This window comes from Streptomyces sp. HP-A2021 (genome assembly GCF_022807935.1).
GTDB lineage: Bacteria > Actinomycetota > Actinomycetes > Streptomycetales > Streptomycetaceae > Streptomyces > Streptomyces afghaniensis.
The window spans coordinates 6,623,477-6,649,543 of sequence record NZ_CP094344.1 but is presented as its reverse complement, the minus strand read 5'-3'; the positions used below and the strand labels follow the sequence as shown (position 1 = coordinate 6,649,543).

28 protein-coding genes are annotated in these 26,067 nt (G+C 71.9%); 7 read left to right on the top strand and 21 right to left on the bottom strand.

Translation table 11 applies throughout. The annotated features are described in order from the left end of the window. Nucleotides 1-5 precede the first annotated feature (5 nt). Nucleotides 6-272, top strand: a complete 267-nt coding sequence (locus MQE23_RS30060) for a protealysin inhibitor emfourin (RefSeq protein WP_020273176.1) — start codon at nucleotides 6-8, stop codon at nucleotides 270-272. A gap of 58 nt (nucleotides 273-330) precedes the next feature. Next, complete coding sequence (locus MQE23_RS30055; protein WP_243380777.1) at nucleotides 331-1,659, top strand: GH1 family beta-glucosidase; 1,329 nt, start codon at nucleotides 331-333, stop codon at nucleotides 1,657-1,659. Here MQE23_RS30055 and MQE23_RS30050 read toward each other — a convergent pair. From MQE23_RS30050 to MQE23_RS30040, 3 genes are read right to left on the bottom strand one after another with little or no spacing between them, the layout of a single operon-like run. Continuing rightward, nucleotides 1,649-2,461: an SAM-dependent methyltransferase gene (locus MQE23_RS30050; protein WP_243380776.1), complete on the bottom strand. Its 813-nt coding sequence runs from the start codon at nucleotides 2,459-2,461 to the stop codon at nucleotides 1,649-1,651. The two genes, MQE23_RS30055 and MQE23_RS30050, sit on opposite strands and share 11 nt — an antisense overlap. A gap of 49 nt (nucleotides 2,462-2,510) precedes the next feature. Continuing rightward, the gene (locus tag MQE23_RS30045) at nucleotides 2,511-2,771 is read right to left on the bottom strand and encodes a DUF397 domain-containing protein (RefSeq protein ID WP_020270511.1); all 261 of its coding nucleotides are present in this window, start codon (nucleotides 2,769-2,771) and stop codon (nucleotides 2,511-2,513) included. Beyond that, on the bottom strand, nucleotides 2,768-3,640 hold the full coding sequence (locus MQE23_RS30040) for a helix-turn-helix transcriptional regulator (protein ID WP_037667464.1): 873 nt from the start codon (nucleotides 3,638-3,640) through the stop codon (nucleotides 2,768-2,770). Before MQE23_RS30040 ends, MQE23_RS30045 begins: the two co-directional genes overlap by 4 nt. Nucleotides 3,641-3,888: 248 nt before the next feature. On the opposite strand from MQE23_RS30040, the gene MQE23_RS30035 reads away from it, so the two are divergent. Continuing rightward, the gene (locus MQE23_RS30035; protein ID WP_020270513.1) at nucleotides 3,889-4,335 is read left to right on the top strand and encodes an ATP-binding protein; all 447 of its coding nucleotides are present in this window, start codon (nucleotides 3,889-3,891) and stop codon (nucleotides 4,333-4,335) included. A 14-nt stretch (nucleotides 4,336-4,349) separates the two neighbouring features. Here MQE23_RS30035 and era read toward each other — a convergent pair whose 3' ends face one another. Continuing rightward, nucleotides 4,350-5,312: a GTPase Era gene (gene era / locus MQE23_RS30030; RefSeq protein WP_020270514.1), complete on the bottom strand. Its 963-nt coding sequence runs from the start codon at nucleotides 5,310-5,312 to the stop codon at nucleotides 4,350-4,352. A 172-nt stretch (nucleotides 5,313-5,484) separates the two neighbouring features. Here era and MQE23_RS30025 point away from each other — a divergent pair, with 172 nt between their 5' ends. Further along, nucleotides 5,485-6,795, top strand: a complete 1,311-nt coding sequence (locus MQE23_RS30025) for an ammonium transporter (RefSeq protein WP_020270515.1) — start codon at nucleotides 5,485-5,487, stop codon at nucleotides 6,793-6,795. Beyond that, a complete protein-coding gene (locus MQE23_RS30020; protein WP_020270516.1) occupies nucleotides 6,792-7,130 on the top strand; it encodes a P-II family nitrogen regulator in 339 nt (112 codons plus the stop codon). The genes MQE23_RS30025 and MQE23_RS30020 overlap by 4 nt, the downstream gene beginning before the upstream one ends. Before the next feature lie 22 nt (nucleotides 7,131-7,152). Here MQE23_RS30020 and MQE23_RS30015 read toward each other — a convergent pair whose 3' ends face one another. The 9 genes from MQE23_RS30015 to MQE23_RS29975 all read right to left on the bottom strand — a co-directional run bounded on the left by MQE23_RS30015 (nucleotide 7,153) and on the right by MQE23_RS29975 (nucleotide 15,087). After that, a complete protein-coding gene (locus MQE23_RS30015; protein ID WP_020270517.1) occupies nucleotides 7,153-7,629 on the bottom strand; it encodes a hypothetical protein in 477 nt (158 codons plus the stop codon). A gap of 171 nt (nucleotides 7,630-7,800) precedes the next feature. Next, nucleotides 7,801-8,154, bottom strand: coding sequence for a hypothetical protein (locus tag MQE23_RS30010; RefSeq protein WP_020270518.1), 354 nt, complete (start codon nucleotides 8,152-8,154; stop codon nucleotides 7,801-7,803). Between the two features lie 20 nt (nucleotides 8,155-8,174). After that, complete coding sequence (locus MQE23_RS30005; RefSeq protein ID WP_020270519.1) at nucleotides 8,175-8,534, bottom strand: MmcQ/YjbR family DNA-binding protein; 360 nt, start codon at nucleotides 8,532-8,534, stop codon at nucleotides 8,175-8,177. Beyond that, nucleotides 8,531-9,841: a hemolysin family protein gene (locus MQE23_RS30000; RefSeq protein ID WP_020270520.1), complete on the bottom strand. Its 1,311-nt coding sequence runs from the start codon at nucleotides 9,839-9,841 to the stop codon at nucleotides 8,531-8,533. Before MQE23_RS30000 ends, MQE23_RS30005 begins: the two co-directional genes overlap by 4 nt. 8 nt (nucleotides 9,842-9,849) lie before the next feature. After that, complete coding sequence (ybeY, locus tag MQE23_RS29995) at nucleotides 9,850-10,347, bottom strand: rRNA maturation RNase YbeY (protein WP_243380775.1); 498 nt, start codon at nucleotides 10,345-10,347, stop codon at nucleotides 9,850-9,852. A 14-nt stretch (nucleotides 10,348-10,361) separates the two neighbouring features. Next, nucleotides 10,362-11,429 (bottom strand): PhoH family protein, encoded by a 1,068-nt coding sequence (locus MQE23_RS29990; RefSeq protein ID WP_082319753.1) that lies wholly within the window; start codon nucleotides 11,427-11,429, stop codon nucleotides 10,362-10,364. 148 nt (nucleotides 11,430-11,577) lie between these two features. Then, nucleotides 11,578-12,714, bottom strand: coding sequence for a PfkB family carbohydrate kinase (locus MQE23_RS29985; protein ID WP_020270523.1), 1,137 nt, complete (start codon nucleotides 12,712-12,714; stop codon nucleotides 11,578-11,580). A 139-nt stretch (nucleotides 12,715-12,853) separates the two neighbouring features. After that, nucleotides 12,854-14,143, bottom strand: a complete 1,290-nt coding sequence (locus tag MQE23_RS29980; RefSeq protein ID WP_243380774.1) for a glucarate dehydratase family protein — start codon at nucleotides 14,141-14,143, stop codon at nucleotides 12,854-12,856. Then, nucleotides 14,140-15,087, bottom strand: coding sequence for a 5-dehydro-4-deoxyglucarate dehydratase (locus MQE23_RS29975; protein ID WP_063610740.1), 948 nt, complete (start codon nucleotides 15,085-15,087; stop codon nucleotides 14,140-14,142). Before MQE23_RS29975 ends, MQE23_RS29980 begins: the two co-directional genes overlap by 4 nt. A 112-nt stretch (nucleotides 15,088-15,199) precedes the next feature. Here MQE23_RS29975 and MQE23_RS29970 point away from each other — a divergent pair, with 112 nt between their 5' ends. After that, nucleotides 15,200-15,979, top strand: a complete 780-nt coding sequence (locus tag MQE23_RS29970) for an IclR family transcriptional regulator (RefSeq protein WP_243380773.1) — start codon at nucleotides 15,200-15,202, stop codon at nucleotides 15,977-15,979. Nucleotides 15,980-16,181: 202 nt separating this feature from the next. Continuing rightward, on the top strand, nucleotides 16,182-17,495 hold the full coding sequence (locus MQE23_RS29965; RefSeq protein ID WP_020270527.1) for an MFS transporter: 1,314 nt from the start codon (nucleotides 16,182-16,184) through the stop codon (nucleotides 17,493-17,495). Nucleotides 17,496-17,526: 31 nt separating this feature from the next. Here MQE23_RS29965 and MQE23_RS29960 read toward each other — a convergent pair whose 3' ends face one another. From MQE23_RS29960 to MQE23_RS29925, 8 genes are all read right to left on the bottom strand, one after another. Further along, entirely contained in the window at nucleotides 17,527-18,519 is a 993-nt protein-coding gene (locus MQE23_RS29960; RefSeq protein ID WP_020270528.1) for an adenosine deaminase, read from the bottom strand. A 20-nt stretch (nucleotides 18,520-18,539) separates the two neighbouring features. Continuing rightward, nucleotides 18,540-19,445, bottom strand: a complete 906-nt coding sequence (locus MQE23_RS29955) for a ribonuclease Z (RefSeq protein ID WP_020270529.1) — start codon at nucleotides 19,443-19,445, stop codon at nucleotides 18,540-18,542. Between the two features lie 14 nt (nucleotides 19,446-19,459). Next, nucleotides 19,460-19,813: a histidine triad nucleotide-binding protein gene (locus tag MQE23_RS29950; RefSeq protein ID WP_020270530.1), complete on the bottom strand. Its 354-nt coding sequence runs from the start codon at nucleotides 19,811-19,813 to the stop codon at nucleotides 19,460-19,462. A gap of 123 nt (nucleotides 19,814-19,936) precedes the next feature. After that, the gene (locus MQE23_RS29945) at nucleotides 19,937-23,140 is read right to left on the bottom strand and encodes a S41 family peptidase (RefSeq protein WP_243380772.1); all 3,204 of its coding nucleotides are present in this window, start codon (nucleotides 23,138-23,140) and stop codon (nucleotides 19,937-19,939) included. Nucleotides 23,141-23,185: 45 nt separating this feature from the next. After that, nucleotides 23,186-23,743 (bottom strand): hypothetical protein, encoded by a 558-nt coding sequence (locus MQE23_RS29940; RefSeq protein ID WP_243380771.1) that lies wholly within the window; start codon nucleotides 23,741-23,743, stop codon nucleotides 23,186-23,188. A gap of 49 nt (nucleotides 23,744-23,792) precedes the next feature. Continuing rightward, a complete protein-coding gene (locus MQE23_RS29935; protein ID WP_020270533.1) occupies nucleotides 23,793-24,185 on the bottom strand; it encodes a VOC family protein in 393 nt (130 codons plus the stop codon). Between the two features lie 18 nt (nucleotides 24,186-24,203). Beyond that, on the bottom strand, nucleotides 24,204-24,944 hold the full coding sequence (locus tag MQE23_RS29930) for a 16S rRNA (uracil(1498)-N(3))-methyltransferase (RefSeq protein WP_243380770.1): 741 nt from the start codon (nucleotides 24,942-24,944) through the stop codon (nucleotides 24,204-24,206). Continuing rightward, nucleotides 24,941-26,017 (bottom strand): nitronate monooxygenase, encoded by a 1,077-nt coding sequence (locus MQE23_RS29925; protein ID WP_020270535.1) that lies wholly within the window; start codon nucleotides 26,015-26,017, stop codon nucleotides 24,941-24,943. Before MQE23_RS29925 ends, MQE23_RS29930 begins: the two co-directional genes overlap by 4 nt. Nucleotides 26,018-26,067: the final 50 nt, after the last annotated feature.

Sequence of the window (26,067 nt, the reverse complement as noted above, 5' to 3'; positions counted from 1 at the left end):
GTGCCATGCGTATTCAGGTGAGGCGCACGGGCGGGTTCGCGGGCATCGAGCGGCATGCCGAGGTGGACACCTCCGGCCGCCCCGATGCCCCCGAATGGCACGCCCTGGCCGAGCAGGCGGTCGCCGCCGGCCGGCACACGCCGCCGATCGGGGTTCCGGACGGGTTCAGCTACCAGATCACCGTGGACGGGAAGACGGTGTACGCGGCCGACCCGCGACTGACGGACGAACAGCGGAAGCTGATCTCGCGGGTGCTCAAGGAAGGGGCGTAACAGCTCCTCCGCGGCGGCCTGTTGACTTCTGTTACCACCGGTACGGATGATCCAGCGCATGGCGACTGACGCAGGCACTCCGATCCCCCGCTTCCCGGCCGGCTTCCTCTGGGGCGTGTCGACCTCGGCGCACCAGATCGAGGGCGCGGCGGACGAGCGCGAGCCGTCCGTGTGGGACGCCTTCACGGCCGAGCCGGGCCGGGTGAAGGACGGCTCGACGGCGGCGGTGGCCTGCGACCACTACCACCGCCACCGCGAGGACGTGGCCCTGCTGGCCGGCCTCGGCGTGAACGCCTACCGCTTCTCGGTCTCGTGGCCGCGGGTGCGCTCCGAGAAGGGCCTGGACTTCTACGACCGGCTGGTGGACGACCTGTGCGCGGCGGGCGTCCGCCCGGTCCCGACCCTGTTCCACTGGGACCTGCCGGCGGACCTCGACTGGCTGGAGCGGGACACGGCCGCGCGCTTCGCCGAGTACGTCTCTCAGGTCGCCGGCCGCCTCGGGGACCGGGTGACGAAGTGGATCACCCTCAACGAGCCCGCCGAGCACACCCTGCTGGGTCACGCCCTGGGCGTGCACGCGCCGGGCAGGCAGCTGCTGTTCGACGCGCTCCCGGCCGCCCACCACCAGCTGCTGGCCCACGGCCTGGCCGTACGCGCCCTGCGCGCCTCGGGCGCCACGGACATCGGCATCGCCAACTCCCACGGCCCGACCTGGGCCGCGTCGACCGAGGCGGCGGACGTGGAGGCGGCCGAGTTCTACGACGTGCTGCTGAACCGCCTGTTCGCGGACCCGCTGCTGCTGGGCCGCTACCCGGACGGCATCGGCGAGCTGATGCCGGGGGACGTCGAGGCCGACCTGGAGGTGATCGCCGAGCCGCTCGACTGGTACGGCGTCAACTACTACGCGCCGACGCGGGTGGGCGCCCCGCAGGGCACCGACATCACCTTCGGCGGCGTCGCCATGCCCGCCGAGCTCCCCTTCGCGGTCCGGGAGATCACGGGCCACCCGGTCACCGACTTCGGCTGGCCGGTCGTGCCCGAGGGCCTGACCGAACTCCTCATGGCCTTCCGCGACCGCTACGGCGACCGGCTCCCGCCCGTCGTCATCACCGAGAACGGCTGCTCGTACCCGGACGTCGACGACCAGGACCGCATCGCCTACCTGGACGGCCACATCCGGGCCCTGCACCGGGCGCTGGAGGCGGGCGTCGACGTGCGCGGCTACTTCGTGTGGTCCCTGCTCGACAACTTCGAGTGGGCGGAGGGCTACGCACGCCGCTTCGGCCTGATCCACGTCGACTTCGAGACCCTTCGGCGGACCCCGAAGTCGTCGTACGGCTGGTACCGGGAGGTGCTGCGAGCTCAGGGGACGGGGACTACGGCTTGAGGCCCACGCCGGTCCACAGGCTGACCTCGGCGTCCGTCGGGGCGTCGCCGTCGGTGGCGTCGGGCCGCCAGCGGTGGCCGACGGTGACGCCGGGTTCGAGCAGCTCCAGGCCGTCGAAGAAGCGGGCGACGTCCGCCCGTGAGCGGAACTGCACCGGCGTCCCGGCAGAGGTGTAGATGTCGGTGACCTTCTGCCAGGTGGCCGGGTCGAAGTCGGGCGTGCAGTGGCTCAGCGCCAGGGCGCTGCCGGAGGGCAGGACGTCCAGCAGGCGGCGCACGATGCCGTACGGGTCCTGGGCGTCGGTGACGAAGTGCATCAGGGCGTTGAGGGACAGCGCGACCGGGCGGCTCAGGTCCAGGACCTCGGCCAGCTCTGGTGCGGTCAGCAGCGTCTGGGGGTCGTTGACGTCCGCCTCTATGTACGTCGTACGGCCCTCGGACGTGCTGCGCATCAGGCGCTCGGCGTACTTGAGGACGAGGGGGTCGTTGTCGGCGTAGACCACGCGGGCGTCGGGGACCACGGACTGGGCGACCTGGTGCAGGTTGGGCTCGGTGGGGATGCCGGTGCCGATGTCCAGCCACTGGCGGATGCTGTGCTCGCGGGCGAGGACCCGGGTGGCGCGGTGCATGAAGGCCCGGTTCTCGCGGGCGCAGACGAAGATGGCGGGGTAGGCCTCGGCGACCCGCTCGGCCGCCTGCTTGTCGACCTCGAAGTGGTCCTTGCCGCCGAGGTAGTAGTCGTACATACGGGCGGAGTGCGGCCTGCTGGTGTCGATGTCCCGCGCTGCCTGCGAGTGGGTCATGGGGGGTGCCTCTCGTGGGGGGTGGTGGTGCGATCCGGCTCGGTGGGGCTCAGTGGGCCGAGTGGCCGGTGAGATGGTCGGCGAGGCCCTGCTTGACCCCCGCGACGAACGCGGTGATCTCCTCGGGCGTGTAGATCAGCGCGGGGCCGGCGGGATCGGCCGACTGCCGAACCGCCACGCGGCCGTCGGCCAGTTGCTTGGTCTCCACGCACTGGCCCCCGTTGGGGCCGCTCCACGGACGTTCCCAGCCCTGTTCCCCGAGGTCCGACGCGGGCATCCCGTTGTAGACGGTGCCCTCGGTGATGGTCATGAGTACTCCTTCCGCATGCGGTTCAACAGCGCCTTGCTGTCCGCGGACGAGGTCTTCAGCGACAGCCGGTTGTGGGCCTCCAGATGGGCCACGACGTCGGCGCGCTGGTCGAGGTAGACCGACGCGGAGAGGATCTCGCTGTAGACGATGTCGGGCAGCTCCCGCTCCTCGAACCGGAAGTAGGTGAAGGGCGCGCACGCCCCGACGTGGGCGCCCGCGTCGAACGGCACGATGTCGACGCTGACGTGGTCCAGCTCGGAGGCCTCCAGGAGCCGGTCGATCTGCTCGCGCATCACCTCGGGGCCGCCCACGACCCGGTGCAGCACGGCCTCCTCCATCACCACCCACAGCGTGGGCGCGTCCGGCTTGGTGAGCAGGCTCTGGCGGCGCAGCCGCAGCTCCACGCGCCGCTGCAGGTCCTCGTCGTTGTCGTTCGGGAAGCCTCCACGCAGCACGGCACGCGCGTACCCGGGTGTCTGGAGCAGGCCGGTGACGTACTGCGGCTCATAGGTGCGCAGTGTTCTCGCGCCGGTCTCCAGACTGACGTAGGCGGTGAACCAGGAGGGCATCACATCGCGGTACGGGTGCCACCAGCCGGGCTCGTTGGCCCGCTCGGCCAGGGTGACGAACTCGTCGATCTCCTGCTGCTCCGCCCCGTAGGTCTGGAGCAGCTTCTCGACGTAGAGGATCTTCAGACCGACCTCGGCCTTCTCCAGGCGGCGGATGGTCAGCGGGGTGACGCGCAGGGCCTTGGCGGCTTCGTCGAGGGAGAGGCCCGCGGTCTGCCGGGCCTCCTGGAGACGGCGTCCCAGGATCATGCGGAGAACGGTGGGCGCGCCGGCGCCGGTGCCTGATCGCGCGTCGCTCACGCCGTGCCTCCCGAGGGGTCGTCACCGGCGCAAGCCTGACAGGGACTTGATCGTTCCGCCAAGCGACCCGGAGCAGCGATACCTTCCACCTGAAATTATCAGGCAGATGGTTGCAGCGTGAACTGCTCTGCGAGCATAGTTACTCGTGGGAACAGGGCACCGGAACCCCCAACTCCCCTTTCCGGACGGTCTGATTCGCGCCTCGCCCCTTCCTCGACTGCGCCCACCCCCCACGGAAGGCGAACGCCGTGTCCCCCCACACGACTTCCACCCCCCGGTTCCTGGACGCGGTGCGCCCGGGCCGCACGCACTGGCTGGAGCTGCCGTCCCACCGGACCAGCGTCAGAGTGGCCCGTCATGCCACGCAGGCGCGGCTGGCCTCGTGGCAGGTGCCCGACGAGGTGTGCGCGAACGCCGTCCTGCTGGTGTCCGAGCTGGTGACCAACGCCGTGCTGCACACGCCCGGCGAGTGGGTCCTGTGCGGCGTCGGCCGGATGACGGCGGAGCGTTTCCGCCTGGAGGTGCACGACGGCGACCTCACGGGCCGCGGCATCCCCGACCGCTGCCCCGGCCTCGACGACGAGGGCGGCCGCGGCCTGCTGCTCGTCCGCGAGATAGCCGACAGCTGGGGAGTCACGCGCTCGCCCCTCACCGGCGGAAACGCGGTCTGGGCGAGCCTGGCGACGGCGTTATAGCGCGCTTTGAAAGCTCAGAACCCCAGCTTGCGCAACTGTCGCGGATCCCGCTGCCAGTCCTTCGCGACCTTCACGTGCAGGTCCAGGAACACGGGTGTACCGAGCAGGGCCTCGATCTGCTTGCGGGACTTGATGCCGACTTCCTTCAGGCGCTTGCCCTTGGGGCCGATGATGATGCCCTTCTGACTGGGGCGCTCGATGTAGACGAAGGCGTGGATGTCGAGCAGGGGCTTGTCGGCGGGGCGGTCCTCGCGGGGGAGCATCTCCTCGACGACGACGGCGATGGAGTGCGGGAGCTCGTCGCGGACGCCCTCCAGCGCGGCCTCGCGGATCAGCTCCGCGATCATGACCTGCTCGGGCTCGTCGGTCAGGTCACCCTCGGGATAGAGCGCCGGGCCCTGAGGGAGGAGCGGGACGAGCAGATCGGCCAGCAGGTCCACCTGCTGGTCGCCGACCGCCGACACCGGGACGATCTCCGCCCACTCGAAGCCCAGCTCCTTGCCGAGCTGGTCGATCGCGATGAGCTGCTCGGCGAGCGTCTTGCTGTCCACCAGGTCGGTCTTGGTGACGATGGCGATCTTCGGCGTCTTCTTGATGGACGCCAGTTCCTTCGCGATGAAGCGGTCACCGGGGCCGAGCTTCTCGTTCGCCGGCAGGCAGAAGCCGATCACGTCGACCTCGGCCCACGTCGTGCGCACGACGTCGTTCAGCCGCTCGCCCAGCAGCGTGCGCGGCTTGTGCAGCCCCGGGGTGTCGACCAGGATCAGCTGGGCGTCCGGGCGGTGCACGATGCCCCGCACGGTGTGCCGCGTCGTCTGCGGCTGGTTCGCCGTGATCGCCACCTTCTGGCCGACCAGAGCATTCGTGAGGGTGGACTTGCCCGCGTTGGGGCGGCCCACGAAGCAGGCGAAGCCGGCCCTGTGGACAGCCTCGGCCGGCTCTTCGGATGACTGGGTACGAACGCTCATGGCGCCCATTCTCCCTGATCCACAGACCCCTGCCGCACAGGCGCCCGAACGCCGCCCGCGCCGTGAGGTTCACGAAACCCGCAAGCAACGAAACGTCACGGAAACACACCCGTACGCAACCGGAAACGCAGGCCGGTGAACCTCTGACGAGCCCCCGGAGCCCCACCTCGTTGGAGACACCGTGCCTCTGGCCGCCGCAAGCGCCGACACCGGCGACACCGCCTGGCTGCTCGCCGCCACCGCTCTCGTCCTGCTGATGACCCCGGGCCTGGCCCTGTTCTACGGCGGCATGGTCCGCACGAAGAGCGTGCTCAACATGCTGATGATGAGCTTCGTGTCGATCGCCCTGGTGACCGTGGTGTGGCTGGCCGCCGGGTACTCCCTCGCCTTCGGCGAGGACACCGCGGGCGGGCTCATCGGCGGCCTCGACCACGCGGGCATGAGCGGCCTCGGCCCGGACAGCCTCCAGGGGACGGTCCCCACCCTCCTCTTCGCCACCTTCCAGCTCACCTTCGCGATCATCACGGCCGCCCTGGTCAGCGGCGCGGTCGCCGACCGGGCGAAGTTCGGGGCGTGGCTGGTCTTCGTGCCGGTGTGGGCGCTGCTCGTATACGTTCCGGTCGCACACTGGGTCTGGGGCCCGGGCGGCTGGATCCTGGAGAAGCTCGGTGCCCTGGACTTCGCCGGCGGTCTGCCCGTGGAGATCGTCTCCGGCGCCTCGGGCCTGGCGTTGTGCCTGGTCCTGGGCCCGCGACTGGGCTTCAAGAAGGACGCCATGCGCCCGCACAACCTGCCCATGGTGATGCTCGGCGCCGGTCTGCTCTGGTTCGGCTGGTTCGGCTTCAACGCCGGGTCCGCCCTCGGCGCCAACGGCCTCGCGGCCGCCGCGTTCCTCAACACCCTCGCCGCGGGCTGCACCGGCCTGCTCGGCTGGCTCTTCGTCGAGCAGAAGCGCGACGGCCACCCCACGACCCTGGGCGCCGCGTCCGGCGCGGTCGCCGGCCTGGTCGCCATCACCCCGTCCTGCGGCTCGGTCTCCCTGCTCGGCGCCCTGGTCGTCGGCCTCACCGCCGGTGCCGTCTGCTCGTACGCCGTGAGCTGGAAGTTCAAGCTGAACTACGACGACTCCCTCGACGTCGTCGGCGTCCACCTGGTCGGCGGGATCATCGGCACGCTCCTCATCGGCGTCTTCGCCGTGGAGTCGATGACCGGCGGCGCCGAGGGCCTCCTCTACGGCGGCGGCCTCGGCCAGCTCGGCAAGCAGCTGCTGGCCGTGGTCGTGGTGGCGGTGTACGCGTTCGGTGTGACGTACGGGATCGGCAAGCTGATCGACGCCACGATGGGCCTGCGCGCGAGCGAGGAGCAGGAGCAGACGGGCCTGGACCTTACGGTGCACGCCGAGACGGCCTACGATCACGGGGTCCTGGGCCACGGCGCCCCGGTCTCCTCCTCCGTCGTCCCCTCCGCCCAGAAGGTCACCCCCCAGGCATGAAGCTCATCACCGCGATCGTCAAGCCGTACCGCCTCGACGAGATCAAGAACGCCTTGCAGGAACTCGGCGTGCAGGGCCTGACCGTGAGCGAGGCCAGCGGCTACGGCCGGCAGCGCGGCCACACCGAGGTGTACCGCGGCGCCGAGTACCAGGTCGACCTGGTGCCGAAGGTCCGGATCGAGGTCGTCGTCGAGGACGCGGACGCCGAGGCCGTCATCGACGCGGTCGTGAAGGCCGCGCACACCGGCAAGATCGGCGACGGCAAGGTGTGGGCGCTGCCCGTGGACACGATCGTGCGGGTGCGGACGGGCGAACGCGGGCCGGACGCGCTGTAGCTCGCGCCCGGCCCGGCCGGGATCAGTCGAACACGAACGGGCCCGGCGACTGCGGCCCGGTCGCCGTGCAGGTGATGGTGATGCCGAAGACGGTCATCCTCAGCGAGCCGCCGAAGGCCTCCAGGCTGTCGCCGGAGGCCACGGTGCCGCTGAGGGGGCCGACCTCGACGGGGGCGCCGGCGGACATCGCCGGGTTCTGAGTGCCGGTGAAGTCGACGGTGCCGCCGCCGGACTTCACCAGAGTGAGGGTGGACGCGATCGAGTCCTCGCCGAGGGCGATCGGCGCGGTGATCGCGGAGGACTTGACGGTGACGGTGGCGGCGGTGCCGTCCTGCGTGGCCGTGAGCGTGGCCTCGCCGCTGCCGAAGGTGCCGCAGTCGGCGCTGATCGTCGCCGTCTGCGGGGTGACGGCGAGTGCGGCGGGGGCGAAGGCGAGCCCGGTGACCGCGAGGGCCCCGGCCGCCAGGGCCGCGCCTGCTGCGATTCGCTTGCGTCTCATGGGATTCCGGCTCCGTTTCCGTGTGGGGGGACGCTCGGCGGGTGAGTGCGGGCACGTCACACGAGCGCCGAACCTGACGGTCCGTCGGAACTTACGGTTCCCATTGATGCGCCTGGGGCAGACGGCGGCAAGGTTGAATTCGCGCCTAATTACCGCCGGTTACACCGGACTTCAGCCGGCCGTCACGGTCGTCCGGACCGTCCCGTCGGGCCCGGCCACCAACACCGGCGTCTGCGCGCCACCGAGATCCCGTACCGCCGCCCGGTCCTCGTCGGACGCGGTCTCCGCCTCCGTCACCACGGCAGCGGCCTCCAGGGACTGCGCACCCGAGGCCACCGCCATCGCCACCGCCGTCCGGAGGGCACTGAGCTTCAGGGAGTCGAGGGCCACGGTCCCCGCGACATACGTACGTCCGGTCTCGTCCCGTACGGCCGCGCCCTCGGGCACACCGTTGCGGGCCCGTGCGGAACGGGCCAGGGTGACGATCTTGCGGTCCTCGGGGTCGAGCGCGCTGCTGTCGGTCATGGTCTGAGCATACGTAAGCGTCAGGACCGGTCGAGGCGCAGGCGGTCCGCTCGCGGCAGGCCCGCGACGACGAGGTCGTAGGAGTCCTCGACGAGCTCCCGGACCAGCCGGTCCGGGAGTCCCCCGTCGCACGTGACCGTGTTCCAGTGCCGCTTGTTCATGTGCCAGCCGGGGACGATGAACCCCTCGTGCTCACGGCGCAGCCGGATCGCGTCGTCCGGGTCGCACTTGAGGTTGACCTTCAGGGGACGCGCGTCGAGGTGCGACAGGGCGAAGAGCTTGCCCTGGACCTTGAAGACCGAGATCTCCGGGCTGAACGGGAAGTCCTCGACCGCCGCGTTGAACGACAGGCAGAACGCGCGCAGTTCCTGCGGAGTCATTCCGGCTTCTCCTCCTCGTCCGATGGGAGATCCGCCGGGTCCACCGGCTCCACCAGCACCGTCACGATCTTGTTCCTCCGGCCGGCCGCGGCCTCCGCGGTCAGACGCAGTTCCCGGCCGTCGGGGAGGCCGACGACGGACGAGGCACCGGCGATGGGAACCCGGCCCAGCGCCTTCGCCAGCAGACCGCCGACCGTCTCGACGTCCTCGTCGTCGAACGCCTCCAGGCCGTACAGCTCGCCCAGGTCGCCGATGTCCAGGCGGGCGGTGACCCGGTAGCGGTCCTTGCCGAGGTCCTCCACCGGCGGCAGTTCGCGGTCGTACTCGTCGGTGATCTCGCCGACGATCTCCTCGAGGATGTCCTCGATGGTGACGATGCCGGCGGTGCCGCCGTACTCGTCGACGGCGACGGCGACGTGGTTGCGTTCCTTCTGCATCTCGCGCAGCAGGTCGCCCGCGTTCTTGGTGTCGGGCACGAAGAACGCCGGGCGCATCGCCGTGGACACCTGCTCGGACTCGGCGTCGCGGCTGATGTGCGTCTTGCGGACCAGGTCCTTCAGATACACGATCCCGACGATGTCGTCCTCGCTCTCGCCGGTCACCGGGATCCGCGAGAAGCCGGAGCGCAGGGCGAGGGTGAGGGCCTGGCGGATGGTCTTGTAGCGCTCGATGACCACCAGGTCCGTGCGCGGGACCATGACCTCGCGGACGAGGGTGTCGCCCAGCTCGAAGACCGAGTGCACCATGCGGCGCTCCTCGTCCTCGATGAGCGACTCCTTCTCGGCGAGGTCGACCAGCGCGCGCAGCTCCGCCTCGGAGGCGAACGGGCCGCGCCGGAAGCCCTTGCCGGGGGTGAGCGCGTTGCCGATGAGGATGAGCAGCGACGGGATCGGGCCCATGATCCGGGCCAGCGGCACCAGGACGTACGCCGAGAGCGTCGCCGTGTTCAGCGGGTGCTGGCGGCCGATGGTGCGCGGGGAGACGCCGACGGCGACGTACGACACGAGGACCATGACCGCGATGGCGATCAGGAGGGCCTCGGTCGTGCCGTCGAACTCCTTCAGGCAGCCGTAGGTGATCAGCGCGGCGGCGGCCATCTCGCAGGCGACACGGACCAGCAGCGCCACGTTCAGATAGCGGGTCGGGTCGGCGGCGACCTGGGACAGCTTGGCGCTGCCCCGGCGGCCGGAGCGCACGGCCTCCTCCGCACGGAAGCTGGAGACGCGCGCGAGGCCCGCCTCCGCGCAGGCGGCGAGCCACGCCACGACGACCAGGGCGACCGCACCCAGGGCCAGTTGCGGACTCATCGGCGGCGCTACGAGACCGTCGGCGCCGGGGACGGGCCGGTCAGGCCCCGCTCCGCGCGCCAGCCGTCCACGATGGCCGCCTGGAGGCCGAACATCTCGGCCTTCTCGTCCGGTTCCTCGTGGTCGTAGCCGAGCAGGTGCAGCACGCCGTGGACGGTGAGGAGCTGGAGCTCCTCGTCCATGGAGTGCTGCGTGCCCGCTTCCCTGCCCTGCTTCTCCGCGACCTCGGGGCACAGCACGATGTCGCCGAGCAGCCCCTGCGGCGGCTCGTCGTCGTCCTTGGGCGGCGGGCGCAGCTCGTCCATCGGGAAGGACATGACATCCGTGGGGCCCGGCAGGTCCATCCACTGGATGTGGAGCTGCTCCATGGCGTCGGCGTCCACGACGATCACCGAGAGCTCGGAGAGTGGGTGGATGCGCATCCGCGCCAGCGCGTAGCGGGCGATGTCGAGGATCGCCTGCTCGTCGACCTCGGTGCCGGACTCGTTGTTGACGTCGATCGACATGGTGTGGTGCTTGTCTACTTCCCCTTGTGCCCGGACTTGCCTCGGCTCTTGTGCGCGCCGTTCTGGGTGCCGTGCTTGGTGTCGTACTGCTCGTACGCGTCGACGATACGGCCCACCAGCTTGTGCCGGACGACATCGTGGGACGACAGCCGGGAGAAGTGGACGTCCTCGACGCCGTCCAGGATGTCCTGCACCTGCCGCAGACCGCTCTTCGTCCCGTCCGGGAGGTCGACCTGCGTCACGTCACCCGTGATCACGATCTTCGAGTCGAAGCCGAGGCGGGTGAGGAACATCTTCATCTGCTCGGGGCTCGTGTTCTGGGCCTCGTCCAGGATGATGAAGGCGTCGTTGAGCGTGCGGCCGCGCATGTAGGCGAGCGGCGCGACCTCGATCGTGCCCGCCGCCATCAGCCGTGGGATGGAGTCCGGGTCGAGCATGTCGTGCAGCGCGTCGTAGAGCGGGCGCAGGTACGGGTCGATCTTCTCGTAGAGCGTGCCCGGGAGGAATCCGAGCCGCTCTCCGGCCTCGACCGCCGGGCGGGTCAGGATGATGCGGTTGACCTGCTTGGACTGCAGGGCCTGGACGGCCTTGGCCATCGCCAGGTACGTCTTGCCGGTACCCGCCGGCCCGATGCCGAAGACGATCGTGTGCTTGTCGATCGCGTCCACGTAGCGCTTCTGGTTGAGCGTCTTGGGGCGGATCGTGCGGCCTCGCGAGGACAGGATGTTCTGCGTGAGCACCTGGGCCGGGGTCTCCTGGCCGTCGCTCTCCCCGTTCTCGCTCGCCTTGAGCATGGCGATCGAGCGTTCCACTGCGTCCTCCGTCATCGGCTGTCCGGTGCGGAGCACCAGCATCATCTCGTCGAACACGCGGGCGATGAGGGCGACGTCCACGGGGTCGCCGACCGCGCTGATCTCATTGCCCCGGACATGGATGTCGGCCGCCGGGAAGGCCTTCTCGATCACGCGCAGGAGGGCGTCGCCGGAACCCAGCACGGTCACCATGGGGTGCTGAGCGGGGACGGTGAACTGTGCTCTCGCCTGCTCCTGCGCGGGGGTGTGAGCTGTCGGTGTCTGAGTCATGGGCCGGCGCTGAAGGCCTGCGGTTCCTCCTCTTCACGGCCGCGTAGCTGAGGGCGGCCTCGCGATTCCCAGGGTACGACGGGGGACTGACAACGCCGTAGGGGTTTTGGGGGCGGGGTTTCCACCAGGGCTCCGGGCGGCCACAGCGTCACGCCGAGCGCCGGAAGCCGATCGTCGGTACAGCACGCCGCAACGGCCAGGGCCTCACCAACTCCTCCGACACCAGCCCCGCCAGGAACCCGTACCGCTGCAAGGCCTCCGGATCCTGCCCCTCCACCGACTGCACCCTGCGCCACCACGCCGCGATCTCCGACCACCCCGGCGCCGACAACGACCCGCCGAACTCCTGCACCGACAGCGCCGCCGTCAGGCCGGCGAAGGCCAGCCGGTCCGCCAGCGGCCAGTCCGCCAGCGTCCCGGTCACGAACCCGGCGACGAACACGTCCCCCGCCCCGGTCGGATCGAGCGCCTCGACCTCGATCGCCGGCACCTCCGCCGTCTCCCCCGTACGCCGGTCCACCGCGTACGCCCCGTCCGCCCCGAGAGTGACCACCGCGAGCGGCACGTAGTCGGTCAGCGCGTGCGCCGCTGCCCTGGGACAGTCCGCGCCCGTGTACCGCATGGCCTCCTCCGCGTTCGGCAGGAACGCCTCGCAGTGCCGCAGGTCGGACAGCGCCGCCAGGTCCCACGCGCCGGTGTCGTCCCAGCCGACGTCGCCGAAGACCCGGGTGCCCTTGCTCGCGGCCTGGGCGATCCAGGGCGCGCTCACGCCGGGGGCGAGGGAGGCGACGGCGGCACGCGCGCGGGGCGGGCACTCGGGGGCGGGCTCCTCCGGGGGCGGCTCGTGGCCGTGCGAGACCATCGTGCGCTCCCCCTCGTAGGCCATGGAGACCGTCACCGGGGAGTGCCAGCCGGGCACCGTGCGCGACGGGGAGAGGTCGATGCCCTCGCCGTGCTCCAGGGCGTCCCAGCAGTAGTCGCCGTAGTGGTCGTCGCCGAAGGCCGCCGCGAGGGACGTCCGCAGGCCGAGACGGGCCAGGGCGGTGGCCATGTTGGCGACGCCGCCGGGGCTCGACCCCATCCCGCGTGCCCAGGACTCGGTCCCGCGCACCGGGGCGGAGTCGAGCCCGGTGAAGATGATGTCGAGGAAGACGGTGCCGGTGAGGTAGACGTCCCAGGGCGGGTCGTCCGGCGCGCGCAGCGGGGCGAGGGGATCGACCTGGCTCTGGCGGTGCGATCCCTTTCCGGCCGGGCCCTTTCCTGCCGGGGCGGTGGACGCGATCACGATGCGCTCCCTGACGTGGTGCGGATCAGGCCAGTGTGCACCACACCACCGACAACGTGACGCCGATCACGCCGGGCCCACCCGTTCCGTCAGCTCGCACCGGCCCCCGCGCGCCCCCTGGGCGCCCGGAGAGCCGGGGCTACCAGCGGGGCATCGAGGGCGTCACCCACTCCGGGTCGGCGACCCGCATGGCCGCCGCGTCGTCGCGGTCCCGCAGCGCACCGTCGTCATCCAGCCACCGCCGGTGCAGTACGGCCAGCCGCTCACGGTCGAGCTCCACGCCGAGCCCGGGCGCGTCCGACACGGTCACCCTGCCGCCCTCGAAGGTGAGCCGCTCGGTGAGCACGTCCTCCGACTGCCAGGGGTAGTGGGAGTCACAGGCGTGGTGGAGGTCCGGGACGGTGGCCGCCACGTGGGTCATCGCGGCGAGCGAGATGCCCAGGTGGGTGTTGGAGTGCATCGACACGCCGACGCCGAAGGTGCGGCAGACGGCCGCGAGCTGCTGGGTGTTGCGCAGTCCGCCCCAGTAGTGGTGATCCGAGAGCACCACCTGGACCGCGCCCGCGGTGAACGCCTCCTTGATCTCGGCGAAGGTCGTCACGCACATGTTGGTGGCGAGGGGCACCCCGGTCCGCTCGGCGACCTCGGCCATGGCCGGGGTGCCGAGGGTCGGGTCCTCCAGGTACTCCAGGACGTCCCCGAGTTCCCGCGCCACCTTCAGCGAGGTCTGAAGGGACCAGGCGCCGTTGGGGTCGAGCCGCAGCGGGTGCCCGGGGAACGCCTCGGCGAGCGCCCGGACCGCCGCGATCTCCTCGTCGGGCGGGAAGACGCCGCCCTTGAGCTTGAAGGAGGTGAAGCCGTACCGCTCGGTGAACCGGCGGGCCTGTTCCACCACCCCGGCCGGGTCGACGGCGGCTCCCCAGTCGTCCTTCTCGCAGGTGACGCCATCCGGGTGAGAGGCCCACTTGTAGAACAGGTACGCGCTGTACTCGACGGCGTCGCGCACCTTGCCGCCCAGCAGCGCGTGCACGGGCAGCCCGAGGGCCTTGCCGAGGGCGTCGAGGCAGGCGACCTCGAACGCGGAGACGACGGAAAGGCGCAGCTTGTCGGCGGTCTGGACGCCGCGCAGCCCGCCGACGTCGACGGCGTTCTCGACCCGGGAGGCGTCCACCGCGACCTGGTCCGCGAGCGTGAACAGCCCGTTCAGATCGCTGACCGGCCGTCCCTTCAGCCGCTCGGCGAAGGGCCGGGCCAGCTCCAGGTACTTGGTGTCGCCGTAGGTCTCCCCCACGCCCGTGACCCCGTCCGCCGTGACGACCTCGACGACCAGCCGGGGCGTGTACGGCTGGTGCACGCCCTGTGTGTTGAGCAGCGGCGGGTCCGCGACCAGGATCGGCGTCAGCCGCACGTCGGTGATGGCGAGGTTCACAGGGCGGCTCCTACGAGGTCGAGTCCCGTGGCGAGGAGGGCGGTGAGGGCGGCCTGGTCGGCGGGCGAGGGGTCGGTGAGCGGGGCGCGTACGGGGCCCACGGCGTGGCCGCGCAGGCGGGCCGCCGCCTTCACCAGCGACACGGCGTACCCGGGGACGCGGTCGCGCAGTTCGACGAGCGGGACGTAGAAGCCGCGCAGCAGCTTGTCGACGGTGCCGTGGTCACCGTCGCGCAGGGCGGCGAAGAAGGCGCCGGCGATCTCGGGGGCGAAGGCGTGCACGGCGGACGAGTAGGCGGGGACGCCGACGGTGGCGTAGGCGCGGGCCTGGATCTCGGCGGTGGCGGCGCCGTTGAAGAACAGGAAGTCCTCGGGCGCGGCGAGGGTGAGGCGCTGGAGCCGGTCGAGGTCGCTGTGGCCGTCCTTGAGGCCGATGACACCTGGCAGGGCCGCGATGCGCTTGAGCGACTCGGCGGTGAACGCGACCTGGCCGCGCTGGTAGGCGATCAGGGGCAGCCGGGTGCGGGCGGCGATCTGTTCCAGCTGGGCGACCAGGCCGTCCTGCGGGGCGGCGACGAGGTAGTGCGGCAGCACGAGGAGGGCGTCGGCCCCGGCGTCCTCGGCGATGCGGGCGAACCGGACGGCCTGCGCCCAGCCGTAGCCGATGCCCGCGACGACGGGTACGCGGCCCGCCGCCTCCTCGACCGTGATGGCGACGACCTGCCGGTACTCGTCCTCGTCGAGCGAGAAGAACTCGCCGGTGCCGCAGGCGGGGAAGACGGCGCCGGGCGAGGCGGCGAGCCGGTCCGCGACGTAGGCGCGGAAGCCCTCCGGATCGAGGCTGCCGTCGTCGCGGAAGCTGGTCAGCGGGAACGACAGCACGCCGCCGGCCATGCCCTCCCGCAGGCGGTGCGCCACCCCGTCCGGGCCGGCGCTCACCGTCATCTCCTCGGTCATCCCCTCGCCATCTCCTTATGTAGACGTCATTTATGTATGAGAATGGTGGTTGAGTACGCGAACGTCAACCGCGCGGGGCGGTCCGATTTACGATCGGCGCATGTCAGACACAGGGGGCGTCCGTGAAGTGAAGTCCGCGGCCCGCACGGTCGAGCTGCTGGAACTCCTCGCGGCGCGCGGCGACCGCCCGGCCCGGCTCCAGGAGCTGGCCGACGAACTCGGCGTGCCGCGCAGCTCGATGTACGCGCTGCTCCAGACCCTGATCTCGCGCGGCTGGGTCCGCACGGACGTCACCGGCTCCCTGTACGGCATCGGCATCCACGCCCTGCTCACCGGCACCGGTTACCTCGACTCCGACCCGCGGGTCCGGGTCGTACGGCCATATCTCGACGAGGCGTCCGAGGCGCTCGGCGAGACGATCCACATGGGGCGGCTGGACGGCCGGGACGTGGCGTACCTGGCGACGCGGGAGTCGCACGAGTACCTGCGCACGATCAGCCGGGTGGGGCGCCGCCTGCCCGCGCACGCCGGGGCGCTGGGCAAGGCCCTGCTGGCACAACGCCCGGATGCGGAACTGCCCGAGGGGCCGTACGAGGCGCTGACCCCGAACACGCACACCAGCCGGGAGTCCCTCACGGCCGACCTGGCCCGGGTCCGGGCCCGCGGCTGGTCCGTGGACCGCGAGGAGGGCGTGACCGGCATCGTCGGCTTCGGGTTCGCGCTGCGCTACGACACCCCCGCACTGGACGCGATCAGCTGCTCGGTGCCGGTGGCCCGGCTCACGCCGGAGCACGAGGAGCGGATCGTCGCGGTGATGCGGGAGATCCGGGCGAAGGTGGAGGCGACGGTTCCGGGGGCCGGATCGGTGCGCTGGCGCTAGCGGAACCCGCACGCCACCTCGCGAAAGGCCCTCGTCTACCCGGACTTCACCGCACCAAACGCAACGTGCGCCACATCACACCCTCCGGGTTAACTCGTACGACTACTTGCTTGATACAAATTGCCCGCGCGTTCCTGTCCGTCGACGGTCGTCGCCCAACCCCCCTCCTCCACCGCTCCTTTCGCATGCCCTGGGAACGCCCGTGTTCGCCCCCCGCACCACCCCCTGGCCCCTCGTCGCCCTTTTCACGGCCGGGTACCTCGCCCCGTATCTGCTGCCGACCACCGTCGGCAGACTCGACTCGGGCCTTCCGCTCTCCGCCACCCAGGCCGGCGCCGTCGGCAGTGCGCTGCTGCTGAGTTCGGCGACCGCCGGATTCGCCCTGGCCTCACGGGTCGAGCGGATCGGAGCCCGCACCCTCGCCCGGCTCGGGCTCGCACTCGCCCTGCTCGGCTACGGCGCTGCCGCGCTGACCACCGCCGTCCCCGCCGTCGTCGCCGGCGCCATGGTCGGCGGCTTCGGATCCGGCACGGCCACCACCGTCGCCGCGACCCTGATAGCCGCCCAGCGGGACCCGCACCGGGCCTCCACGGCCGGGCTGCTCACCGTCTCCGCCCTCGCGGGCGCCGTGTATCTGACGGTCCCGCACCTCGGCCCGGGGCACGGACTGCCCCTGGCCGCGATCGCCCTCACGGCCCTGGCCGTGTGGCCGCTGACCGGCCGCCTGCCCGCCGGTACGCCCGCCGCACCCACGCGCCACCACAAGGCCCGGCTGCCGCACGCCCGTTCGGGCCTGGTGCTGGCCGCCGCCATGCTGTGCTGGTCGCTCGCCCAGAACTCCCTGTGGGGCGTGAGCGGACAGATCGGGCTGACCCAGGCCCACCTCGGCGAGGCCACCGTCGGTGCCGTCTTCGCCGTGGCGCTGGGCGCCGGACTGACCGGCGTCCTCGCGGCGGGCGCGCTCGGGGCGCGGCTGGGACGCGCGGTGCCGATCGGGGCGGGCACGGTCCTGATCGCCGGCTGCATCGTGCTCAGCGCCTCCGCGACCGACCTGACGAGCTTCGCCACCGGCGAGATCGCCTGGAACACCCTGTATCCGGTGGTGCTGTCGTACCTGATCGGGCTGGCCGCCTCGCTCGACCCGCGCGGCCGCTGGGCGGTGCTCGTCGGCTCGGCGTCCTCGCTGGGCACGGCCGCCGGGCCGCTGGCCGGCAGCGTGCTGTCGGCGCAGGCCGGGTTCCCGGTCATGGGCGCGATCCTGGCCGCCGGTCTGCTGGTGATCGCCCTGCCGATGACCGCCGTCGCCCTGCACACGAGCGGGCGCCCGCTGCTCGCCGGGGCGATCCGCCGCCGCGGCGGCCACCCGGCCGCCCTGGTCGCCGCCACCACGGGCACCCCCACCGGCGCGGTCCCCGAGATCGGCGCCCGGGAACAGCAGGTGGTGGAGATCCCCGTGGACGCCCCGGCCGTCCCGGCCCAGCGCGCCTACGGCCAGGCGGGGTCGGAGGTCCTGTGAGGCCGGGGGATCTTCTACGGCTGCGGGTTCCTCAGCGGAACTCGTAGGCCTCCACCTCGGCGAGATACCGCGCCCGCAACTCCTCGTCGTCCTCCAGGAACGAGGCGAGGAAGGAGTTGCGGGCGAGCTCGCGCAGCCGCTCCTCGCTCAGGCCGAGGGTGCCGCGCACGGCATCGAAGTTGTCACCGGCGTACCCGCCGAAGTACGCCGGATCGTCCGAGTTGACCGTGCACATGAGGCCGGCGTCCAGCATGGCGGGCAGCGGATGGTCGGCGAGGGTTTCGACGGTGCGCAGCCGGACGTTCGACAGGGGACACAGCGTCAGCGGCACCCGCTCCCGCACCAGCCGCTCCACCAGCACCGGGTCCTCCACGCAGCGCAGCCCGTGGTCGACCCGCTCGACGCCGAGGACGTCCAGCGCCTCGGTGATGTACTCCGGCGGCCCCTCCTCACCGGCGTGCGCGACCCGCCGCAGCCCGAGCGTCGCGGCGGCCTCGTACACCTCGCGGAACTTCGCCGGCGGATGCCCGACCTCGGCCGAGTCGAGTCCGACGCCGGTGATCCGGTCCAGGTACGGCTTGGCCGCCTCCAGGGTCGCCAGGGCCGACTCGGCGGACTCGTCGCGCAGGAAGCACAGGATCAGCCGGGTCGAGACACCGTGCTTGGACTCGCTGTCACCGAGCGCCCGCCACAACCCCTCGACGACGGTGCCGAGCTCCAGGCCGCGGCTGGTGTGGGCCTGCGGGTCGAAGAAGATCTCGGCGTGCCGCACACCCTGGGCGGCGGCGCGTTCGAGGTACTCGTTCGCCAGGTCCTCGAAGTCCCGCTCGGTGCGCAGGACGGCCATGAGCTCGTAGTACAGGTTCAGGAACGACTGGAGGTCCTCGAACCGGTAGGCCTCGCGCAGCTCGTCCGTGTCCGCGTACGGCAGCGTGAGGCCGTTGCGCGTGGCGAGCTCGAAGGCGAGTTCCGGTTCCAGGGTGCCTTCGATATGAAGGTGCAGTTCGGCTTTGGGGAGGGACATCAATTCATCGTACGGGCGTTTCACCGACGCTTCGGAACCGGCACCCTCAGCAGATCGTGGGCCACGGTCAGCTCGCCCTCGTACCCCGCCGCCCGCGCCTGCCGCTCGAACTCGTCGGGGTCGGTGTAGCGCTGGCTGAAGTGGGTCAGCACGAGGTGCCGCACACCGCCGTCCCGGGCCACCCGGGCAGCCTGACCCGCCGTCAGGTGACCGTGTTCCACCGCGAGTTGCTCGTCCTCGTCGAGGAAGGTCGACTCGATGACGAGCATGTCGCAGCCCTCGGCGAGCGCGTACACCCCCTCGCACAGGCGGGTGTCCATGACGAACGCGAACCGCTGCCCGCGCCGCAGCTCGCTGACCTCGTCGAGCGAGACCCCGCCGAGCGAGCCCTCGCGCTGGATCCGGCCGATGTCCGGTCCCTTGATGCCGTGCGCGGCGAGCCGCTCGGGCAGCATGCGGCGGCCGTCGTGCTCGGTGATCCGGTAGCCGTACGACTCGATCGAGTGCGACAGCCTGCGGGTGTCCAGCGTGTACGACGGCGTGACCGCGAGCACACCGTCCCCGTCGGCCGGGGCCTCGGTGAGGGAGACGGTCGCGCGGAAGGGCGTGGCGAAATGGAGCCGCTCGTAGAAGCGCTGCCCGGACTTCGGGTAGTGGGCGGTGATCTCGTGCGGCACCTGGTCGAGGTTGATGCGCTGGATGACCCCGGGCAAGCCGAGTGCGTGGTCGCCGTGGAAGTGCGTGACGCAGATCCGGTTCAGGTCGTGCGCGGCGACCCCGGCACGCACCATCTGGCGCTGCGTGCCCTCGCCGGGGTCGAACAGGATGCCCTCACCGTCCCAGCGGAGCAGGTAGCCGTTGTGGTTGCGGTGGCGGGTCGGGACCTGGCTGGCGGTGCCGAGCACCACGAGTTCGCGTACGGACAAGGCGGACTACCCCGTTACCCCGGAGGCCAGTCGAGACCGCGGCCGCCGAGCACGTGGCCGTGCACGTGCCAGACCGTCTGGCCGGCGCCGCTGCCGGTGTTGAAGACGAGGCGGTAGCTGTCCAGCTTCTCCTCGTCGGCGACGGCCCGGGCCTCGCGGAGCACGTCCGCGGTGAGGGCCGGGTCGGCGGCGGCGAGGGCGGCGGCGTTCTCGTAGTGCGCCTTGGGGATGATCAGGACGTGGGTGGGGGCCTGGGGGTTTATGTCGCGGAACGCGACAGTCGTTTCCGTCTGGCGGACGATCGTCGCCGGGATGGTTCCAGCGACGATCTTGCAGAACAGGCAGTCGTCCTGGGGTTCCCCTGCCATGTTTCCTCCGGGGGTTGGCCGAATGGGGGTCCGACTCGGGCATCGTATCGTCGTCGGGTGCGGGCGCGTTTGGGCTGGTCGCGCCCACGCGGCGGAGCCGCAAATCGATACAGCCCCGCGCCCTTAAGAAGTCGGCAAAGCCGGAGGCGTTTTTGCGGGATTGGCCTCCAGACTCTCCAACGCGAGCCGGATGGCCTCGTCCAGTTGGGTGTCCCTGCCCGCCGCGTAGTCCTGGGGCCGCTGGAGGATCTCCACGTCCGGGTCCACCCCGTGGTTCTCCACCCCCCACTCGTAACCCTCCAGCCAGAAGGCGTACTTGGGTTGGGTGACCAGGGTGCCGTCGACCAGGCGGTAGCGGCTGTCGATGCCGATGACGCCGCCCCAGGTGCGGGTGCCGACCACCGGACCGAGGCCCAGGGCCTTGATCGCGGCGTTGACGATGTCGCCGTCGGAGCCGGAGAACTCGTTGGCGACGGCCACGACCGGGCCGCGCGGGGCGTCCTCGGGGTAGCTGTAGGGGCGCATGCCGCGGGGGACGGCCCAGCCGACGATGCGGCGGGCGAGTTTCTCGACGACCAGCTGGGAGGTGTGGCCGCCGCGGTTCTCCCGGACGTCGACGACCAGGCCCTCGCGGGCGACCTCGACGCGCAGGTCGCGGTGGATCTGGGCCCAGCCGGGGGCCTGCATGTCCGGGACGTGGAGGTAGCCGAGGCGGCCGCCGGACTTCTCGTGGACGTAGGCGCGCCGGTCGGCGACCCAGGCGTGGTAGCGCAGCGGCTCCTCGTCGGCGACCGGGACGACGACGGCGTGCCGCGGGTCGCCGCCGCCGGACGGGGAGACGGTCAGCTCCACCGGCTTGCCCGCCGTGCCGATCAGCAGCGGGCCGGGTCCTGCCACCGGGTCGACCGGCTGGCCGGCGACCGCGAGGATCGCGTCCCCGGGGCGTACGGCGACACCGGGCGCGGCCAGCGGGCTGCGGGCGTCCGGGTCGGAGGTCTCGGAGGGCAGGATGCGGTCGACGCGCCAGGTGCCGTCCTCGTGGCGGGAGATGTCGGCGCCGAGCAGGCCCTGGCGGGGACCGCCGCCGAAGCCGCCACGCGGGGTGACGTAGGCGTGCGAGGTGCCGAGTTCGCCCTGCACCTCCCACAGCAGGTCGACCAGGTCGTCGTGGGTGGCGAGCCGGTCCACGACCGGCCGGTAGCGGTCGAGGACGCCGTCCCAGTCGACGCCGCTCATGTCCGGCCGCCAGAAGTGGTCGCGCATGATGCGGCCGTTCTCGTCGAACATCTGCCGCCACTCGGCGGCCGGGTCGACGAACTGGCGTACGCGGCCCAGGTCGACGGTGATGTTGGTGTCGCTGTCGTCGTCGCCGGAGGCGCGCCGGTCGCTGGGGACGACCTTCAGCCGGCCGTCGGTCCACAGCAGCACCCGCTTGCCGTCGCCGCTGACCTCGAAGTGGTCGGCGTCGACGGCGAGATGCTCGATCCGCTGCTGGGCGAGGTCGTACCGCTCCAGCTCGGACTTGGGCTCGGGGTCGTCCGGGGTGGCCCGGGACGCGCCGAGCACACCGGCGACCGGGTGGCGCAGCCACAGGACGCCGTCCTTGGCGGCACGCAGGTTGGAGTAGCGGGCGGCCTCGACCGGGAAGGGCACGATGCGGTCGGCGAGGCCTTCGAGGTCGATGCGGGTGGTGGGGGTGCCCTCGCTGTCGGGGGTCTCCTCCCGGTCGGGCGTCTCGAAGGACCGGCCGTGCCGCTGGGGCCCGAACGGGGAGGGCGTGGTGGCCGCGAGGGTGATCAGATGCGGCCGGGCACCCTCCACGAAGGCCAGGTCGAAGACGTGCTCGTCGTAGACCGGGTCGAAGGAGCGGGTCGACAGGAACGCGAGGTGCTTGCCGTCCGTCGTGAACGCCGGCGCGTAGTCCTGGAAGCGCAGCGGGGTGGCCTCGGTGACCGACAGGTCGGTGGTGTTGGCGAGCTTCAGCTGCGACAGGGGGCGCGGGCCGGGGTGGGACCAGGCGAGCCAGGAGGAGTCGGGTGAGAAGACCAGCCCGGAGACGTCACCGTCCTCGCTGCGGTCCACCTCCCGCACCTCGCCCGTCTCCCGCTCCACGAGCAGCAGGCGCCCGTCGTGGGAGGCCACGGCCGCACGGCTGCCGTCCGGTGCCATGGCGAGCTCCAGCACCCTGCCGAGCTGCCCGGCGGCGAGCCGGCGCGGTGTCGCCCCCGGGGTGAGGCCGGTGGCGGGCGCGAACTCCAGGGCGTCGTCGCCCTCGGCGTCCGTGACCCACACCACCCACTCCTCGCCGTCCGCGCGGAACGTCCGCGGCAGCCGGGCCCGGACGCCGGGCGTCGCGGCCAGGGCGCGGGCCGGGCCGGAGCGGTGGGTGACCCAGTGGACGCAGCCGCGTACGGACACGGCGCTGCCGCGCGCGGTGTGGTCCGGGGACGCCGACCCGAACCACCGGGAGGCGTTCACGGGGAACGGCTGGAGGTCGACGCGCTGTCCGCCGAGCCGCACGTCGAGCCGCCGCGGCTCCGCCCCGTCCAGGTCGTCCAGCACCCACAGCTCACCGGCGCTGGAGTAGACGACACGGGTGCCGTCGGTCGCCGCGTGCCGGGCGTAGAAACCGTCGAGCGGTGTGTGCCGGCGCAGGTCGGATCCGTCGGCGAGGGAGGAGTACAGCGCGCCGGTGGCCTCGTGGTCGGAGAGGAAGGCGATCCGGTCCCCCACCCACAGCGGGTACTCGATGTTCCCGTCCAGCCCCTCGTGGAGCCGTACGAACTCGCCGTCTCCGTCGGGGTCGATCCACAGCTTCCCGGCGGTACCGCCCCGGTACCGCTTCCACCAGGCGGCCTCGCGCCCCATCGGCGCGGACAGCAGGACGACACTCGGCCCGAAGGCGATGTCACCGACCGGCCCGTACGGCAGCGTGGTGGCCGGACCGCCGTCGAGCGGCACGGCACGCGCCCACGTGCGCCGCAGGCTCGCCTGCCCGTGGGAGCTGATCGCGAGCACCTCGCCGTCCGGGGTCCAGCCGCGCACCTGTGTCTTCAGACTGCCCCAGTACGTCAGGCGCTTGGCGGGGCCGCCGTCGACCGGGGCGATGTGCACCTCGGGGGCGCCGTCCCGGGTGGAGGTCCAGGCGACGGTGGTGCCGTCGGGCGAGATGCGGGGCAGGGTCACCGGCACGTTCTCGGCGCTGACCCGCCAGGCCCGTCCGCCGTCGAGAGGAGCGAGCCACACGTCGTCCTCGGCGGTGAAGGCGACCAGGTCACCGTGCACGTGCGGGAAACGGAGGTAAGCAGGCGATGCGGACTGTGTCACCCGATCACCCTATGCAGGGAGGCCGTCGTACGGACAGGGTTCGGATCACTTGCCCTCGACAGGGCGGCAGTCCGGGTACCGGTCACACCAGATGGTCTGCGTGACGGTCACGGTGACGGTGGGGCCGGGCTGCCCGTTCGGGGGCCCGCCTCCGACGGGCGGCGGGCTGGTGGAGTTGCAGTCGCCGAGCCCGTCGACCTCGAACCACACCTTGCCGTCCACCTTGGCGGTGATGTTCCCGCGCACACAGGCGCCGTCCAGCGCGTGGGTGACCTTGCCGTCGACGGTGATGTCCTTCCCGTCCTCCGTCTCCCCCTCGCAGTCGACGGTGGCGACGGTCCTCTCACTCGCCGACGGCGACGGCTTCCCGCCCTGGCCGGAATCCCCGTAGGAGGCGGTGCACGTGAGCCAACGCACGCCGGCCTTCTGCCGGTTCAGCTCCTTGGTGACGGCCTCGTCGGTGGTGTACGCGACGGACGCGGAACTGATCCCGCCACCGGGTTCACACGCCACCACGCCGCCGACGGCAGCCACCGCGCAGGTCACCGCGACCGCCACCGTACGGTTGCGCGGCCCTCGCCGAATCCTCCTCAGTACCCCCATGGAGGGGAGCCTGCCACCGTCGGGGGCCGCGCGGTAGGGCGCAAAGGCGTCAGCCGCGCAGCAGCAACCACTCCTGCAGCTCGACCAAGTTGCCCTCGGGGTCCTTGAGGTGGGCGACGCGCAGGCGGTCGGTCAGGTGGGCCGGACCGTGGAGGATCGTGGCGCCGCGCATCGTGACCTCCTCGCAGTACGCGTCCAGGGCGTCGACGCGCAGGACGACCAGGGAGCGGTGGCCGTTCGCCGTGTCGCCCAACTCGTCCAGGACCTCGGCCATCATCGTGCGGTCCTGGAGGGCGATCCCCGCCGAGCCCACGGCGGGGCTGAACTTCTCGTACGGCCCGTCCGCCGCCCCCGACTGCGGCTTGAGGCCGAGGACCTCGCCGTAGAAGCGGTAGCAGGCGGCGAAGTCGGTCACGAGCAGTCGTACCTGTGCGAGTTCCACGGTGCCTCCGAGAAGGGTTCAGGTCCAGCGGCCGGTGCGAGCCAGGAGCACGGCCGTGGCCGCGGTCCCGGCAGTCGATGTGCGCAGCACACTGCGCCCGAGGCGATACGCCTTGCCCCCCGCTTGTGCGAACAGCGCCAACTCCTCCGGCGCCACGCCCCCTTCGGGCCCCACGACGAGCACGATCTCGCCGGACGACGGCAGTTCGGCCGTCGCCAGCGCCTCGTCCCCGCTCTCGTGCAGCACGGCGGCGAAGTCGGCACCGGCCAGCAGCGCCGCGACCTGCTTGGTCGTCGCCGCCTCCGCGACCTGCGGGAAGCGCACCCGGCGGGACTGCTTGCCCGCCTCCCGGGCCGTCGCCCGCCACTTGCCCAGCGCCTTCAGCCCGCGGTCGCCCTTCCACTGCGTGATGCAGCGCGCCGCCGCCCAGGGCACGATCGCGTCGACGCCGACCTCGGTCATCGTCTCGACGGCCAGCTCCCCGCGGTCGCCCTTGGGCAGCGCCTGGACGACGGTCACCCGCGGCTGCTCCGGCGGCTCCTCCGTCACCGGGTCCAGCCGGACGATCAGCCGGTCCTTGCCCTCGGTGTCGAGCACGACACCGTCCGCCCAGCGCCCGGCCCCGTCCGTGAGGACCACGTCCTCTCCGGGACGCAGCCGCTTCACGGAGACGGCGTGCCGTCCCTCCGGGCCGTCGAGGACATAGCGGCCGCCTCCGCCCGCGTCGAAGTGCTCGACCACGAACACCGGAGCTGTCATCGCACTCCGCCTCCGCCCGACAACGCTGTCCGCGCCGCGGCGAGTTCACCGGCCAGCACCTCCACGAGCTGCCCGGCGGGCAGCTCCCGCGCCATCCGGTGGCCCTGCCCGGCCCACAGCGCCATGCCCTGCGCGTCCCCCGCCTTGGCGGCGGCCTTGCGCAGCGGCGCGGTGAGGTGGTGGATCTCGGGATAGGCGGCGGGCGCGTACGGGCCGTGCTCGCGCAGGAAGCGGTTGACCAGGCCGCGCGCCGGGCGCCCGGAGAAGGCCCGGGTCAACTCCGTACGGACGAACAGGGGGTGGGTCAGCGCCTGCTTGTGCAGGGCGTTCGCGCCCGACTCGGCGGTGGCGAGGAACGCGGTGCCGAGCTGGGCCGCGCTCGCGCCCGCGGCGAGGACGGCGGCGATCTGGCCGCCGCGCATGATGCCGCCGGCGGCGATGATCGGGATGCTGACGGTCTCCCGGATCTGGGCGACCAGCGACAGCAGCCCGATGCCGCAGCCGTCCGTCTCGGGGAGGTCCCGGTGCGTGCCCTGGTGGCCGCCGGCCTCGACGCCCTGCGCGATGACCGCGTCCGCGCCCGCCCGCTCGACGGCCCGGGCCTCGTCCGGGGTGGTGGCGGTGACCAGGACGAAGGTGCCGACCCGGTGCAGGGCGTCGACGACCTCCCGGCTCGGTGCGCCGAAGTGGAACGACACCACCGGCACGGGGTTGTCGCGCAGGACCGCGAGCTTGGTCTCGTAGCCGTCGTCACGGCCGCTGTCGGGGTCGCCCAACTCGGCCTCGTACCAGGAGGCCTCGCCGGCCAGCTGGTGGGCGTAGACGTCGATGGCGGCGGGGTCGGCGTACTCCGGCTGCGGCATGAAGAGGTTCACGCCGAAGGGCCTGCCGGTGAGGCTCCTCAGCTGCTTGATCTCCTCGTACATCCCGTCGGCGGTCTTGTACCCGGCGGCGAGGAACCCGAGCCCGCCCGCCTCGCACACGGCGGCGGCGAGCTTCGGCACGGAGACGCCGCCCGCCATGGGGGCCTGCACGATCGGGTGGGGGAAGAGATCGGTCAGCGCGGAGGACATGACCGCATGTTGTCACGTCCTCCGGACTACTCCGAAACCGGCCTGCCGTG